The 15,314-nt window shown below is 71.9% G+C and carries 12 protein-coding genes; 5 read left to right on the forward strand and 7 right to left on the reverse strand.

Translation table 11 applies throughout. The features are described from left to right. Positions 1-59: 59 nt before the first annotated feature. From AC1RQF_RS09045 to AC1RQF_RS09065, 5 genes are all read right to left on the reverse strand, one after another. The gene (locus tag AC1RQF_RS09045; protein WP_443111439.1) at positions 60-1,058 is read right to left on the reverse strand and encodes a transglutaminase family protein; all 999 of its coding nucleotides are present in this window, start codon (positions 1,056-1,058) and stop codon (positions 60-62) included. Beyond that, the gene (locus AC1RQF_RS09050; RefSeq protein ID WP_492871873.1) at positions 1,049-3,643 is read right to left on the reverse strand and encodes a circularly permuted type 2 ATP-grasp protein; all 2,595 of its coding nucleotides are present in this window, start codon (positions 3,641-3,643) and stop codon (positions 1,049-1,051) included. Before AC1RQF_RS09050 ends, AC1RQF_RS09045 begins: the two co-directional genes overlap by 10 nt. Before the next feature lie 197 nt (positions 3,644-3,840). Then, complete coding sequence (locus tag AC1RQF_RS09055; protein WP_273996270.1) at positions 3,841-4,779, reverse strand: transglutaminase family protein; 939 nt, start codon at positions 4,777-4,779, stop codon at positions 3,841-3,843. Positions 4,780-4,787: 8 nt separating this feature from the next. After that, positions 4,788-5,729 (reverse strand): alpha-E domain-containing protein, encoded by a 942-nt coding sequence (locus AC1RQF_RS09060; RefSeq protein ID WP_273996271.1) that lies wholly within the window; start codon positions 5,727-5,729, stop codon positions 4,788-4,790. A gap of 35 nt (positions 5,730-5,764) precedes the next feature. Next, positions 5,765-7,180 carry a circularly permuted type 2 ATP-grasp protein gene (locus AC1RQF_RS09065; protein WP_492871830.1) on the reverse strand — a complete coding sequence of 472 codons (1,416 nt, stop codon included), beginning with the start codon at positions 7,178-7,180 and terminating at the stop codon, positions 5,765-5,767. A gap of 272 nt (positions 7,181-7,452) precedes the next feature. Here AC1RQF_RS09065 and AC1RQF_RS09070 point away from each other — a divergent pair, with 272 nt between their 5' ends. The 4 genes from AC1RQF_RS09070 to AC1RQF_RS09085 all read left to right on the forward strand — a co-directional run bounded on the left by AC1RQF_RS09070 (position 7,453) and on the right by AC1RQF_RS09085 (position 11,825). Further along, positions 7,453-8,109, forward strand: coding sequence for a cation diffusion facilitator family transporter (locus tag AC1RQF_RS09070; protein WP_273996273.1), 657 nt, complete (start codon positions 7,453-7,455; stop codon positions 8,107-8,109). A 99-nt stretch (positions 8,110-8,208) separates the two neighbouring features. Continuing rightward, a complete protein-coding gene (locus tag AC1RQF_RS09075; protein WP_273996274.1) occupies positions 8,209-8,805 on the forward strand; it encodes a nitroreductase family protein in 597 nt (198 codons plus the stop codon). Positions 8,806-8,860: 55 nt separating this feature from the next. After that, positions 8,861-9,340, forward strand: coding sequence for a hypothetical protein (locus tag AC1RQF_RS09080; protein ID WP_273996275.1), 480 nt, complete (start codon positions 8,861-8,863; stop codon positions 9,338-9,340). Between the two features lie 841 nt (positions 9,341-10,181). Next, the gene (locus AC1RQF_RS09085; protein WP_492871831.1) at positions 10,182-11,825 is read left to right on the forward strand and encodes a S8 family peptidase; all 1,644 of its coding nucleotides are present in this window, start codon (positions 10,182-10,184) and stop codon (positions 11,823-11,825) included. A 14-nt stretch (positions 11,826-11,839) separates the two neighbouring features. Here the strand turns inward: AC1RQF_RS09085 and AC1RQF_RS09090 are convergent, their stop codons facing one another. Beyond that, a complete protein-coding gene (locus tag AC1RQF_RS09090) occupies positions 11,840-12,460 on the reverse strand; it encodes a response regulator transcription factor (RefSeq protein WP_273996276.1) in 621 nt (206 codons plus the stop codon). Positions 12,461-12,735: 275 nt separating this feature from the next. Between AC1RQF_RS09090 and AC1RQF_RS09095 the strand changes: the two genes are divergently transcribed. Beyond that, entirely contained in the window at positions 12,736-13,518 is a 783-nt protein-coding gene (locus AC1RQF_RS09095) for a class I SAM-dependent methyltransferase (RefSeq protein ID WP_492871832.1), read from the forward strand. Between the two features lie 15 nt (positions 13,519-13,533). Here the strand turns inward: AC1RQF_RS09095 and poxB are convergent, their stop codons facing one another. Continuing rightward, complete coding sequence (gene poxB / locus AC1RQF_RS09100) at positions 13,534-15,258, reverse strand: ubiquinone-dependent pyruvate dehydrogenase (RefSeq protein ID WP_492871833.1); 1,725 nt, start codon at positions 15,256-15,258, stop codon at positions 13,534-13,536. Positions 15,259-15,314 lie beyond the last annotated feature (56 nt).

Raw genomic sequence — 15,314 nt, forward strand, 5'->3', positions numbered from 1 at the left:
TACAGCCCCCCGACGATCCCCTTGCAGGACCGCTGCGCGCCCGCTGGCGCCACCCGCCGCTACCCGGCGGGCACCGGCTCGACCGTCACGCCGACCGTCAGCACCTGGCCCGCCCCACCGCCGCGGATCACGCCCCGCAGCGGCGTCACGTCCGCATAATCGCGGCCGACCGACAGCATCACGTAGTCGTCGCCGGGCGCGCGATCGTTGGTCGGATCGAGCTGCAGCCAGCCGTGGTCCTCGGGCCACGCCGGGTCGTACACCTCGACCCACGCATGCGATGCGTCCGCGCCGATCAGGCGCGGCTGCCCGGGCGGCGGCTCGGTCAGCAGGTAGCCGCTCACGTAGCGCGCGGGCAGCCCGAGCGAGCGCAGCGCGCCGATCATCACGTGCGCGAAGTCCTGGCACACGCCACGCCCGAGCCGCAGCGCGTCGAGCGCGGTGGTCGACACGTCGGTGCTGTCCGGCGCGTACGCGAACTCCGCATGGATGCGCTGCATCAGTTCCCACGCGCCCTGCACGAACGGCCGGCCCGGCGTGAAGCTCACCGCGCCATAGGCGGCCAGCGCCGGATCGCACGCCACCTGCGGCGACGCGAACACGAATTCGCTCGCCGGGTCGAATGCGCGCCCCGCCCGATAGCTGAGCCGCTCGCGCACCGCCTCCCACGTACTCGCCTGCCCCGCCGTCGGCTGCGCGATCGCGGGCGGCGGTTCGCCGCGCCGTCCCGCCGACAGCGCGGGCGCGCGGGTCCGCACCAGGCTGCGGCTGCGCACCGTCAGCTCGTCGTGCGGCTGATCGAGCGCGAACGAGGTGCGCTGGTTGCCGAACGAATCGGTCTCGCGGCTCATGCCGTGCGGCGTCGGCGCGATTTCCAGCGCGAAGTCCAGCACCCGCTGCCGCGCGGTGTCGAGCGGCCTCAGGCGCGCCTGGTGCTGCGCCGACTCCACCCGCGCCGCATAGCGGTAGCGCGTGTCGTGCGTGACGCGCAGCAGGCGGGACGGCGCGTCGTCCTCCGTCGCGCCGGGCGCGCGGTCGTCGGTTCCGCTCATCCCCATAGCGCCCTGCCCGCGTCCCGCGCATGACTGAAATAGCGTTCGCCGATCCGGTCCGACAGAACCCGCACCGCCTTCACGCTCGCCTCCAACCGCGCCATCAGGTGCGGATGATTCCCCGCGTCGTCCACCTCGCACAGCGCGGCCAGCGACCAGCCCTTGATCTCCGGAATGCCTTCCGCCAGTTCCGACAGCGCGTAGCCCTCGCCGCGCTCGACTTTTTCGAGGCGGCCGCGCAGCGACTGCGCGACCCAGGCCAGCGCGCGCGGATTGTCCGTGTCGAGCACCAGCAGCGCGAGCAGCGGCGCGACGTCGAAGCAGCGCTGGAACCGCGATCGGAATGTGATCGAACTGTCGAACAGCTCCAGCACGAGTTCGAAGCCGTCCTGCTTGAGCACCGCGCGATCCTCGAACGCGCGGCGCAGCACGCCGGCCAGGAAATCGAGCCGGTCGATCTGCCGGCCGATCGTCAGGAGCCGCCAGCCGTCGTCGCGCGTCATGTTGTCGGTCTGCGCACCGGTGATCGCGGACAGCAGCAGGTTCAGGCGTTCGAGCAACTGCAGCGCGCCGCTGCCGAGCTGATCCTCGGGCTCGGGGTCGTCCGCGTCGCCGACCTCGAACAGTTGCGCCGCATCGTCGATCAGGCGCCATTGCTCGCGCGACAGCCGCTCGCGGATCGCCGCGGCCGCGCCGCGCATCCCGAACAGGCACGATGCGATGCCCGCATCGCGCCCGGCGCGCGTCGTGAGCGCGCGCACCAGCGCCTGCTGGAACGCCTGCGGCGCCTCGGCCGCCGCCGGCGTATCGAACGGCAGCAAGCCGTGCACGCGGCACAGCGCGTCGAGCAGGTGCAGGTGCGCGAGACTTTCCACGTCGTCCTCGCCGCGCAGGCGTTCGAGCGCCGCGCGCGCGAGCCGCGCAAGATTGATCGCGCGCTCCGTGTAGCGGCCCAGCCAGAACAGATTCTCCGCCGCGCGGCTCGCAATCGCGCGCGGCCGGCCGACCAGATCGTCGGGGCCGAGATGGGTCTGCAGCAAGGTGGTCGCGTCGACCGGCCCGTCGGTCATCACCCACGCGTCGACGCTGCTGCCACCGTGCGGCATCGGCGCATCGAACAGCGCCTCGCGCGCGCCCACCCGCGCGAGGCCGCCCGGCAGGACGCGCCAGGTGCGCGCGCCGTCGACCAGCGCGAACACGCGCAGCAGCAGCGGGCGCGGCACGATGCGCGCGCCGCCGTCGCCGGCCTGCGCGCGGCCGGGCCAGGTGGGCGCCTGCGACAGCGGCAGGTCGGCCTGCACCGTGTAATGCGCGGGTTGTTCGGCGATCCGCGCGCGCCACGCGGCAAGCTCGTCCGGCGCGAGCCGCGCGCCGAACACCGGCTCGAAGCTGCCGCCCGCCTGCACGCCGGCCGGAAAGGTCGGCCGGATCACCGCGCGCGCGAGCTGCGACAGCGCTTCCGCGCACGCGGCCGGCTCGCCGCACCACCACGAGGCGACCGCCGGCAGGCTCAGCGTCTCGCCCAGCAGGCTCTCGGCCAGGCGCGGCAGGAATCCCAGCACGCCCGGCGATTCCAGGAAGCCGGAGCCCGGCAGGTTCGCGACCAGCACGTTGCGCGCGCGCACGGCCTGCAGCAGGCCCGGCACGCCCAGCAGCGAATCGGCGCGCAGTTCGAGCGGATCGAGCCAATCGTCGTCGACGCGCCGCAGAATCCCGTGCACCGGCTCCAGCCCGCTCAGCGTCTTCAGGTATACGTGGTTGTCGCGTGCGGTCAGGTCGCCGCCCTCGACCAGCGTGAGCCCCAGGTAGCGCGCGAGATACGCGTGCTCGAAATAGGTGGCCGCGTGCGGGCCGGGCGTCAGCAATACGATCCGCGCGTTCTTGCCGGCCGGGCTCAGCTCCTGCAGGCTGCGCAGCAGCGCGCGATAGCTCGCCGCGAGCCGTTGCACGCGCAGGCCGCGAAACGCGCGCGGAAACAACCGCGACACGATCACGCGATTCTCGAGCAGGTAGCCGAGCCCCGTCGGCCCCTGGGTGTGCTGCGCCATCAGGCGCCACTCGCCGTCCGGCCCGCGCGCGAGATCGAACGCGGCGACGTGCAGCCAGGTATCGCCCGGCGCGCGCGCGCCGCGCATCGGCCGCAGGTAGCCCGGATGGCCCGTCACCAGCGACGGCGGCAGCAGGCCGCGCCGCAGCACCGTCTGCTCGCCGTAGATGTCGCTCAGGATCGCGTTCAGCAGGCGCACGCGCTGCAGCACGCCGCGCTCGATCGCCTGCCACTCGCGCGGCGTCAGGATCTGCGGCAGCAGGTCGAGCGACCACGGGCGCGGCGCGGCATCGTCGAGGCCGTGCGGCTGATAGGCCAAGCCGTTCTCGCGCATGCGGCGCGCGAGCGCGTCGGCGCGACGGTCGAGGTCGGCGAAGCCGACGCTGCCCAGCTGGGTGAAGAAGGCGCGCCACGCAGGCGCGAGCGCATCGCCGGACCCGGCCGCGCTGCCGCGCAGCTCGTCGTAGCTGCCGGCGCTCGCGCGCGCCGCAAGCGCCGCGCCCAGCGCGGCGGCGTCCGCGCCGCTGTCGAACAGCGTATGCATCGCGTCGGCGGCGCTCGGATCGTCGGAGGAAAGAGGAGGCACGATGTCGACTCGTCAGGCACGGGCAGCCCGGCGCGCCCGCCCATCGGCCGGCGCGGCGTGCCCGTTCAGCGCGCATCGTATCATCCCGTCGCCCTCCCGCTTCCCGCCCGCCTCCCGCGCGGCCCACCGCGCGGCGCCCTGCCCCGGCGCGCCGCTCAGACCAGCTCCGGCGCCTGCGCGACGTTGATCTCGACGCTCACGAGCCGCGCGCCGATCCCGTGGACCGGCCGCGCATCGCGCTGGTCGAGGCCCGTCGCGATGCGGACGTAGCGTTCGTCCGGGCAGCGATTCATGAACGGATCGAAACCGACCCAGCCGAGCCCGTCGACATAGGCCTCCGCCCACGCATGGCCCGACGGCGGCGAGCCGACTGCCCCGTCGCGCGGCGCGCCCGCCTGCCGCTCCGCGTCGCCCGCGCGCGCGGCGGCGGGCGACGCCTCATACGCCATCTGCTGCACCTGCTGCGCCACGCCGACCGCCTGCAAGGCCTCGGCGATGCGCTGCAGCGGCGCGTCGGTCAGCAGATAGCCCGACACGTAGCGCGCCGGGATGCCCAGCGCGCGCGCCGCCGCGATGAACGCATGCGCGTGGTCGCGGCTCGTGCCCGCGCCGGTGCGCAGCACGGTCTCCGCATCGTCCGCGGCCTCGCCCTCGCCCGGCGCATAGGCCACCCGGCCGTGCACCTCGGTCATCAGCCAGTGCAGCGCGTCGAGGCTGCGCGGTTCGATCGGCAATTCGGCCGCGAGCGCGCGCACCGCATCGCCCGCCTGGGTCAGCTCGGTCTCGCGCTCGAACACCCACGGCGGCGCATAGCCGTCGACCGGCCCGACGATGCCCGCGCGGTCCCGGGTCTCGACCACGCCGGCCGCGGTCACCACGATTCCCGCGCGGTCGCGCTCGCGGCGCACCAGGTCGACGCGGTTGCCGAGGCCGTCCGCGTACGACAGCGTCGGCTCGACGCCGTCGACCGTCACCTGCCACGCGCGCACGGTCTGCCCGGGGCCGCTCTGCGGTCGCAGCCGCAGGCGCTGCAGCGCGTAGGCGGCGGATTCGTCGAAGCTGAAGCGCGAGATATGTCGGATCGCAAGTCGCATGATGGCTCTCAGTCGAAGTTGTAGGCGTCGGCGATTTCAAGGCCGAGGCTGTTGTTCCGGGCGATGAAATCGGTCAGGAATTCGTGCAGGCCGTGCTTGAAGATCCGCTCGACCGTGTTGTCGTCGAGCGTCTGCCGGATCTGCGCCGCCGTCTCGTGGCAGCCGTGCGTGACGCCGTAGTCCTTCGCGAGATGGCCGAGGCTCGTCACGATGCGGCCGGACGAGAAACGCAGCGAGCGCGGCATCCGGTCGTTCAGGATCAGGTAGTCCGCGATGTTGAGCGGCCGGTACTGCACGTCGTAGACCCAGCGATACGAGCGGTGCGCGGCGACCGAGCGCAGGATCGACTCCCACTGGTAGTTGTCGAGGATCGTGCCGACATGCGACACCGAGGGCAGCAGCAGGTGGTACTTCACGTCAAGGATCCGCGCGGTGTTGTCGGCGCGCTCGATGAACGCGCCGAGCTGCGCGAAATCGAAGATCTCGTTGCGCAGCATCGTGCTGTAGAAGCTGCCGATGATCAGCGCGGTCTCGCGCTTGATCTCGTCGAGCAGCGCCGGCAGGCCGCTCGGCGCGATCGGCGGCGCCAGCGCGCGCGTCAGGCCGAGCCACGCGCTGTTGACGCTCTCCCACGCCTCGCGCGTCAACGCCGTGCGCACCATGCGCGCATTCGAGCGCGCGTACTCGACGCACGACAGTACGCTCGACGGGTTGTCGCGATCGCGCAGCAGGTAGTCGGCGACGCTGTCCGCCGCGTAGACCTCGTGTTTTTGCCGGTAGCCGTGATCCGCGCCGGAGCTGACCAGCACCGACGACCATTCCGCCGGCGCGTCCGCGCTGCGGGTGAGCGCCATCCGCAATCCCGCATCGACGATCCGCGCGGTGTTCTCCGCGCGCTCGATATAGCGGAACATCCAGTACAAGCCGCTTGCCGTCCGTCCGAGAAGCATGGGGGTCCACTCCGATCGTTGTGCCGCGCGCGCCGTCAGTCGGCGAGCACCCAGGTGTCCTTGGTTCCGCCGCCCTGGCTCGAATTGACGACGAGCGAGCCCTCCTTCAGCGCGACCCGCGTGAGCCCGCCCGGCGTGATGCGGATCTGGTCCGACACCAGCACGAACGGCCGCAGGTCGACGTGGCGCGGCGCGAGCCCCTTCTCCGTCAGGATCGGCGTGGTCGACAGCGCGAGCGTGGGCTGCGCGATGTAGTTCGCGGGCCGCGCGCGCAGCTTCGCCGCGAACGCCTCGCACTCGGCGCGCGAGGCGGCCGGGCCGACCAGCATGCCGTAGCCGCCCGAGCCGTGCACCTCCTTGACCACCAGCTCGTGAAGATGCGCGAGCACGTAGCTCAGGCTGTCGGGCTCCGCGCAGCGCCAGGTCGGCACGTTTTCGAGCAGCGCCTTGCGCCCCGTGTAGAACTCGACGATCTCCGGCATGTACGAGTAGATCGCCTTGTCGTCGGCGATGCCCGTGCCGGGCGCATTCGCGATCGTCACCCCGCCCGCGCGATAGACGTCCATGATCCCCGCCACGCCGAGCACCGAGTCGGGCCGGAACGTGAGCGGGTCGAGAAACGCGTCGTCGAGCCGGCGATACAGCACGTCGATGGGCCGGAAGCCCTCGGTGGTGCGCATCGCGACCCGGTCGCCGACCACCTGCAGGTCGCTGCCCTCGACCAGGTGCACGCCCATCTGGTCGGCGAGGAAAGCGTGCTCGTAGTACGCGGAGTTGTGGATGCCCGGCGTCAGCACCGCGATGGTCGGGTTCGCGGCGTTGCCGCCCGGCGGGCAGACGGCGGCGAGCGACTGGCGCAGCAGCTGCGGATAGGTCTCGACGGGCCGCACCTTGACCTGCTGGAACAGCTCGGGAAACAGCTGCATCATCGTCTCGCGGTTCTCCAGCATGTACGACACGCCCGACGGCGTGCGCGCGTTGTCCTCCAGCACGTAGAACTGGTTTTCCGCGGTGCGGACGATGTCGACGCCGATGATGTGGGTGTAGACGTTGCCGGGCGGCCGGAAGTCGATCATCTCCGGCAGGAACGCGCTGTTGCGCGCGATCAGGTGGCGCGGCACGATGCCCGCGCGCACGATCTCCTGGCGATGGTAGATGTCGTCGAGGAAGGCGTTGAGCGCCATCACGCGCTGCTCGATGCCGAGCGACAACCGGCTCCACTCCTGGCCGGAAATCACGCGCGGCACGATGTCGAACGGGATCAGCCGCTCGGCGGCCTCGGCGTCGCCGTACACGGCGAACGTGATGCCGGTGCGGCGGAACACGCTCTCCGCGTCGCGCGCCTTCTGCGCGAGGCTCGCCGGATCCTGCGCGTCGAGCCATTGCTTGAGGCGCGCGTAAGGTGCCCTCACGATATCGCCGGGTTGCAGCATTTCATCGAACGGTTTCATCGGACTACTCCCACGTTCTTGTCTGGCATCACGGATGCCGGGCCGGCGCGCATTTCATCCAGCAAGGAGCGTGCCTTGCGCGCGCAGGACCGGTTCCGGCACGCCCGCGCACCATCGCGCACCAGGGCGGTGCGTCGCACGGGCCGACCGGCGCGGGCATGCGCCGCGCCGGCGCAGCGCGCCGCCCCGGCTTGGCGCACGCGCGTGTCATCGGGCTGCCATCGAGCCCCCGTACCGTTGCACGCTACGCCTAAACGACAGAACCCCACGCCATGCAGCGCTTGTCGCGCGCCACGCCCTCCGTCCACGCGGCCACGACCCGCGTCCTTGCCCTGAGCCTCGCGGCCAATCTGCTGCTGCTCGCGATCGAAGCGATCGCGGCGGCCCATGCGCATTCGTCCGGCCTGCTCGCCGATGTCCTGCACGCCGCGATCGATCTCGCCGCCGACGGTCTCATTCTGCTCGCTTGCCGCCTCGACGCGGCACTGCCGCCGGAACGCCGCCCCACCTACGAGCCGATCGCGCTCGCCGGGCTCGGCGCGCTGCTCGTCGCGACCGGCGCGCAGATGATCTGGCAGGCGACCCGCCATTTCGGCGCGCCGCCCGCCGTGCAGCCGGGCGCCCTGCCGCTCGCGCTGCTCGCCGTCACGCTCGCCGGCAAGGCCGCGCTGTCGCGCTGGATGCTGCGCCGCGCGCGCGAGACCGGCTCGGCGCTGCTGGCGGCCAGCGGCTGGCATGTCCGCGCCGACGCGCTGTCGGCGCTGCTCGCCACCGGCGCGGCCAGCGCGGCGCTGGCCGGCCTCGGCCGTCTCGACGACCTCGCCGCGCTCGCGATCGGCGCGATCGTGATCAAGACCGGCAGCGGCTTCGTCCGGCGCGGCTGCGCCTGCTGGCCGGGCTTCGCCGGCCGCCCGGCGCAGGGTTCCTGATCTGGCACATATTTCGTGCTTATTTCGCAAATGAGAATCATTTGCAATTGAGTCGGATTTGTACGATGATGGCGACATCCATCGCATTGACTCCGACTCATGAACGCCGCCCTTCCCGTCACCGCCGCCGACCCGCTCCAGGCGCTGCTGTCGCGCCGCTCGCACTGGCCGCTGACCGAGCCCGCGCCCGACGGCGACGCGCTCGACACGATCCTCGACGCCGCGCTGCGCGCGCCCGACCACGGCGCGCTGCGGCCCTGGCGTTTCGTGCTGATCCGCGGCGCGGCGCGCGAGTCGCTGGGCGACCTGTTCGTCGCCTGCGCGGCCGCGCGCACGCCCGACGCGCCGGCCGGCGCGCATGAACACCGCCGCCAGAAAGCGCTCGCCGCGCCGCTGATCATCGCGCTCGGCGCGGCGCTCAGCGCGCATCCGAAGGTGCCGGAGAGCGAGCAGCTGCTCGCGGTCGGCGCCGCCGCGATGAACCTGCTCAACGCGGTCCACCTGCTCGGCTACGGCGGCTTCTGGGCCAGCGGCCCGGATTCGCGCGCGAGCGCGCTGCACGACGCGCTCGGCTTCGCGCCGAACGAACAGGTGCTCGGTTTTCTTTACGTCGGCACGCCCGTCGCGCCCGCGAGCGCGGTCGCCCGCCCGGCCCGCGACGCCTATGTCCGCGAATGGCGCGGTCCGGCGCGCTGACGCTCCTCTTTCCACGCGCCGGCCATCGGCCGGCCCGACCTCATCAGGAGGCTCCATGAATTTCCATCGCTCGGCCGCCCGCAACCATTCGCTGCTCGACGAAACGCCCGCCGGGGAAGCCGATCTTGCCGAACGCATCATCCTGACCGCCGTGCGCACCTGGCTCCATCCGGACTGCGGCGCGGCGCGCGAGCAGCGTTCGTGGCGCGACGTGCTGCTCGACGCGGGCTTGCGCGTCGACGGTCTCGACCAGTTCGACATGATGATGACGACGCTCACGGGCGCATCGCCGCGCCCGCTCGACACGCGCTGCCGTTGCGCGAACGACCTCGCGAACGACGAGGCGTCGCTGCTGCAGGCGATCGCGCACCTGCAGTCGACCCGCAGCGAAGCTGCGCTGCGCATCCTTGCCGGATGGCTGCCGCCCATCACCGTGAGCGGCGTGCTGAAGATCACCCGCTGGTTTTCCATTTCGCTGCTCGACGCGGGTCTCGAGATTCGCGACCGCGCGCGCCTGGTCACGTACATGCATTGAGGCGGCGTTCGCCGTCCGGCAAAAAAACCGCCACGCCCGCCCGGCGGACGTGGCGGCCAAAGATCCTGGTGTCCGGGGGGAACCTAGGATCAACGCTACCAAGCTGCCCGACGGGATACGAGGACCCACCCGCCGAGCGACTTCATTTTCTGTCAGATACAAGGCCGGACAATACAAGCATTGTCAGAAGCGACCTACAAAGACATTTCGGCATTCGCTGACGATTCGCTATCCCGATCAAACGTTCCGGATTCCCGCCGGTCATGCGGGAATCCGGCCGTCGCCGCGCCGATGCGATACCACGCAAGACCGACCCGCGCGCCCTCCTCACACGAATGAATCGCGACCGCCGCCTCTCGCGCGGCATGCCGTCTAATATCACGCATTCCTTATCAACTGGCAGGTAATCGCGCACTTTCCGAAGACTTTCCCGTGCGCCATATACCATCATTTCCCGAATGGCGCGCGTATTGGTCACGGGATTTTTCCCGGCTTTTTCCTCTCGCTTCTCCACGGCCCTGTTCACATTTCACGCGGACCTATGTCCATTCAGGACTACGACCTTTGACTCACGTGCGCGACCTTCGGCCAATTTACACGGCATGACGGGTCCGCGATATTCACGTTCATCCCGCGCATCGCATCACGCGCACGGGACACGGCGGCGCAGCACGCCGCCCCGCCCGACGCAGAGCGGCGCGGAACCAGAACGCAACGCAACCCAACCCGGCGGGGCCGCCTCATGTCCCGACCCATGCGAGGATATCTGCGGTCTCGCCTCACCTGGACCGGCCGGCCGCCGCGCATCGCGCAGCAGCGGGCGGGTCCGGAAGGAGCGAGCATGCACGGCCAACATCCGATCCCCGAGCGCGCACCACACCTCCCGATCCATCCGGGTTCCGGCCTCGCGGCCCTCGCCGCGATGCTGCTCGTTGCCGCATGCGGCGGCGGTGGAGGCGGCGGCGACACGCCCGCCGCCCCACCGCCCGCCGCTGCCGCCTCCCCAGCCGCGCCCCCTGCGGCGGCGCCCGCGCAAACGCCCACAGCTTCGTGCCCGACGCCCACGCTCGCCGCCGTGCGCGCCATCGAGCCGGCGGCCGTGAACACCGCCCCCGTCGAGCGCATGATCGTCAAGCTGCGCGCCGAGACACAGGACGCCGCCTCAACAGTTTCAACGGCCACAGCCGCCCTGCGCCGCGCCGCCGCGCCCGACCCCGGCACCCGCATGGCGGCCGTGATCGCGCGCATCGCGCACGATGCGCCGGCCGCCGGCGCGGCGGCATCCGCGCCGGCGCGGCCGGCCCGCGCGCTGTCGGACGGCGCCACCCTGCTGTCGCTCACGCCCGCGCTCGACGCCGCGAGCGCCGCCGCGCTCGCGCGCCGCTTCGCGGCCGACCCCGAGGTCGCCTACGCGGAGCCCGACCTGCGCGTCGCGCCGCGCGCGCTGCCGACCGATCCCGAGTATCCGCGCCAGTGGAACCTGTTTGATCCGGTCGGCGGCATCGACCTGCCCGATGCGTGGCGCATCACGACGGGCGCGCCCACGGCCGTGGTCGCCGTGCTCGACACCGGCTACCTGCCGCATCCGGATCTGGCGGCCAACCTGCTGCCCGGCTACGACTTCATCACGAGCCTCGCCACCGCGAACAACGGCCACAGCCGCGGCGCCGACGCGACCGATCCCGGCGACTGGGTCACCTCCGACGAATTCAACACGCCCGGCACGCCGTTCTACAACTGCATCGCCGGCATACACAACAGCACCTGGCACGGCACGCAGATGGCGGGCATCATCGGCGCGGCCGCCAACAACGGCATCGGCATCGCCGGCATCAGCAGCGCCGGCCGGATCCTGCCCGTGCGCGTGCTCGGCAAATGCGGCGGCGCGGCCAGCGACGTGGTCGACGCGATGCGCTGGGCGGCCGGACTGCCGGTCGCGGGCGTTGCCGCCAATCCGTACCCGGCCCGCGTCCTCAACCTGAGCTTCGGCGGCGAAGGCCCGTGCGGCACCACGTTCCAGCAAGCGATCGACGACGTGACGGCGCAGGGCGTGAGCGTGGTGGTGGCGGTCGGCAACAGCGGCAGCGCGACCGCGCTCGACACGCCCGCGAACTGCCGCGGCGTGATCGCCGTCGGCGCGACCGACGCGCTCGCGCGCCGCGCGTCCTACAGCAATTTCAGCGACGAGGTGACGCTCAGCGCGCCGGGCTCGCAGATCCTGAGCACCAGCAGCGCCGGCCTCACGACCCCCGGCCCCGCGATCTACGACAGCCAGAGCGGCACGAGCTACGCGGCCGCGCAGGTGGCCGGCGTGGTCGGGCTGATGGTCGCGGCGAACCCGACGCTCACGCCCGCGCGCATCGCCGCGATCCTGGTCGCCACCGCGCGCCCCGGCGCGGCGACGCGCGCGGCCTGCCCGAGCGTCGCGCCGCCCGGCGCGGGCGTGCTCGACGCGGCTGCCGCGCTGAGGATGGCCGTCGGCTGACGGCCGCGCGGCGGCTAGATCAGGCCGGCCTCGCGCGCGGCGATCGCCGCCTGGGTGCGGTTCACGACGTTCAGCGCGCGGAAGATCGCGGTGATATGCGCCTTCACGGTTTTCTCCGAGAGGCCGAGATGCGCCGCGATCGTCTTGTTCGCGAGCCCCTCGCACACGCAGCGCAGCACCTCGATCTGGCGCACCGTCAGCGCGTTCTTGCGCAGCCCGGACGAACGGATCGACGACACCGACTCGATGATGAGGGGCGGCACGTACAGATCGCCGCTCAGCACGAGCCGGATCGCGGCCGCGAGCGTGCCGCGGCTCGACGACTTCGGCACGTAGCCCGACGCGCCGTGCGCGAATGCGTTGCGCACGTCGTGCGGGTCCTCCGACGATGACAGGATGATCACCGGCAGATCGGGGCGCGCGTCGATCAGCTCGCCGATCGCGGCGAAGCCGTCGGTGCCGGGCAGCATCAGGTCGAGCACCACCGCGTCGAGGTCGTCGCGCTCGGCGACGATCCGCAGGGCGTCGGCGAGCGTGCCCGCCTGCGCGACCTCGGTATCGGCGGCGTCCTGGTGCAGCAGCGCCGCCACGCCCGCGCGCAGGACCGGGTGGTCGTCGATGATCAGGATTTTCATGGGGTGGGGCCGTGCGGCAGGCAGGGAGAGGCCGGCTCAGCGGTAAAGATATTAAGTGGGACTCAGATCTTAAGAGGGCCTAATACTAAAGTCCAATTCGGCGAATTGAATTCACGCATTTCCATCCATCAGGAAATAATGACCGGGCATTTACTATCAGCAATTGATTTAATCGAATGAAAACGCCCGCGGCGACGGTTTTCGCGCGGCGGCGGCGCGCACGGGTGCGAAGCGCCTTATGATCGCCCCATGTTCCTCCCGCGAGCCCCCGCCCCATGAGCCCGACCCCGCCGCCCGTCCATCCCGCCGCCGCCGCCGGCTTCGAGGCGGCCGCCGACGCCTACGTGCGCGGCCGCCCCGACTACCCGCCCGCCGTCGACGGCTGGCTGCGCGACACGCTCGGCCTCGGCCCCGGCGCCCGCGTCGTCGACCTCGGCGCGGGCACCGGCAAGTTCACGCCGCGCCTCGTCGCGACGGGCGCGGCCGTGATCGCCGTGGAGCCCGTCGACGCGATGCGCGCGAAGCTCGCCGCGCTGCCCGGCGTGACCGCGCTCGCCGGCGCGGCCGAGGCGCTGCCGCTGCCCGACGCCTCGGTCGACGTGGTGGTCTGCGCGCAGGCGTTCCACTGGTTCGCGAGCCGCGACGCGCTCGCCGACATTCACCGCGTGCTGAAGCCGGGCGGCCGGCTCGGGCTGATCTGGAACACCCGCGACGCCCGCGTCGACTGGGTGGCGCGCATCGACGCGCTCGTCAACCAGCATGAGGGCGGCGTGCCGCGCCACCACACGGGCGCGTGGCGCGCGGCCTTTCCGTTTCCGGGCTTCGGCCCGCTGCGCGTCGAACATTTCGCGCACGGCCATACGGGCGCGCCCGAGGACGTGATCCTGAACCGGGTGCGCTCGATGAGCTTCATCGCCGCGCTGCCCGAGGCCGCGCGCGCCGAACTCGACGCCCGGCTGCGCGCGCTGATCGATGCGGAGCCCGCGCTGCGCGGCCGCGACGTCGTCACGGTGCCCTACGCGACGGCGGCCTACGTCACCGTCAAGGACGCCGCGTAACGCCGCGCGCGGCGCTCAGCGCAGGTTCGTCTGCGCGAGTTCGAGCACCTCGTCGCCGCGCCCGTTCAACACCGCGCGCAGCATGTACAGGCTGAAACCCTTGGCCTGCGCCCACTGGAGCTTCGGCGGCATCGCCAGTTCGTGCTTCGCGGTCACCACGTCGACCAGCACCGGCCCGGGCCGCGCGAACGCGTCGCGCAGCCCGTCCTCGAGCGCTTCCGCCTGCTCGATGCGGATCCCGTCGATGCCCGCGCCGCGCGCGATCGCCGCGAAATCGGTCGGGCTCAGGTCGGTGCCGGTGTCGAGATAGCCGCCCGCCTTCATCTCCATCGCCACGAAACCGAGCGAGCTGTTGTTGTAGACGACGATCTTCACGGGCAGGTCGAGCTGGCGCGCGCTCAGCAGGTCGCCGAGCAGCATCGACAGGCCACCGTCGCCCGACAGCGCGATCACCTGCCGGCCCGGCGCCGCGGCTTGCGCGCCCAGCGCCTGCGGCAGCGCGTTCGCCATCGAGCCATGGTTGAACGAGCCGTGCAGCGCGCGCCGCCCGTTCATCGTCAGGTAGCGCGCGGCCCACAGCGTGGGCGTGCCGACATCGACCGCGAACGCCGCGTCGTCGGCCGCGAGACGATCGACCATGCGGGTCAGGTATTGCGGGTGAATCGGCCGCCCGGGCGCAGACGGGCGCGCCAGTTCGTCGAGGCCCTGGCGCGCTTCCTGGTAGTGGCGGCGCGCGTTGTCGATGAAGCGCCGGTCGCTCTTGCGCGCGAGCTTCGGCAACAGCGCCCGCACGCTCGCGCGCACGTCGCCCACCAGGCCGAGCTTGAGCGGCGCGCGCCGGCCCAGCGCGGACGGGCGGCGATCGATCTGCACGATGTTGCCGTGCGGCGGGTAGAAATTGCGGTATGGGAAATCGGTGCCGAGCATGACCAGCGCGTCGCACGACATCATCGCGTGATAGCCGGAGCTGAAGCCGATCAGGCCCGTCATCCCGACATCGCAGGGGTTGTCCCATTCGACGTACTGCTTGCCGCGCAACGCGTGCACGACGGGCGCGCCCAGCGCATCGGCCAGCGCGACCACCTCGTCGTGCGCGCCCGCGCAGCCGCTGCCGCACAGCAGCGTCACCGCGCCCGCCGCGTCGAGCAGCGCGGCGAGCCGGTCGAGGTCCGCGTCGGCGGGCGCGAGCGTCGCGGGCGCGCTGCTCGACGCCCAGCCCGCCGCCTCCTCGGGCGCCTCGCTCAGCGCGACATCGCCCGGCACCACGAGCACCGCGACGCCGCGCGCCTCGATCGCGGTGCGCATCGCGGTCGCGAGCACGCGTGGAAACTGCGCGGGATTCGAGACCAGCTCGACATAGTGGCTGCACTCGCGGAACAACGACTGCGGATGGGTTTCCTGGAAGTAGCCGAGGCCGATCTCGGACGACGGGATGTGCGCGGCGATCGCGAGCACCGGCTGGTGGTTGCGATGGCAGTCGTAGAGACCGTTGATCAGGTGCAGGTTGCCCGGCCCGCAACTGCCCGCGCAGACCGCGAGGCGGCCCGTCGCGGCGGCGTCGGCGCCGGCCGCGAACGCCGCCACCTCCTCGTGGCGGGTATGCATCCAGCGGATCGATCCCAGCCGTCGCAAGCTGTCCGACAGGCCGTTGAGGCTGTCGCCCGTCACGCCCCAGATCCGCTCGACGCCGGCGGCGGCGAGCGTGGCGGCGAGGTAGTCGGCTATCGTGGCTTTGGCCATGCTGTGCTCCCTATCGTTGACGACACGCAATGAGAGGCGGCCCGCGCGCGGGCCCG

The sequence above is a fragment of the Burkholderia sp. GW821-FHT14F03 genome, assembly GCF_058803765.1.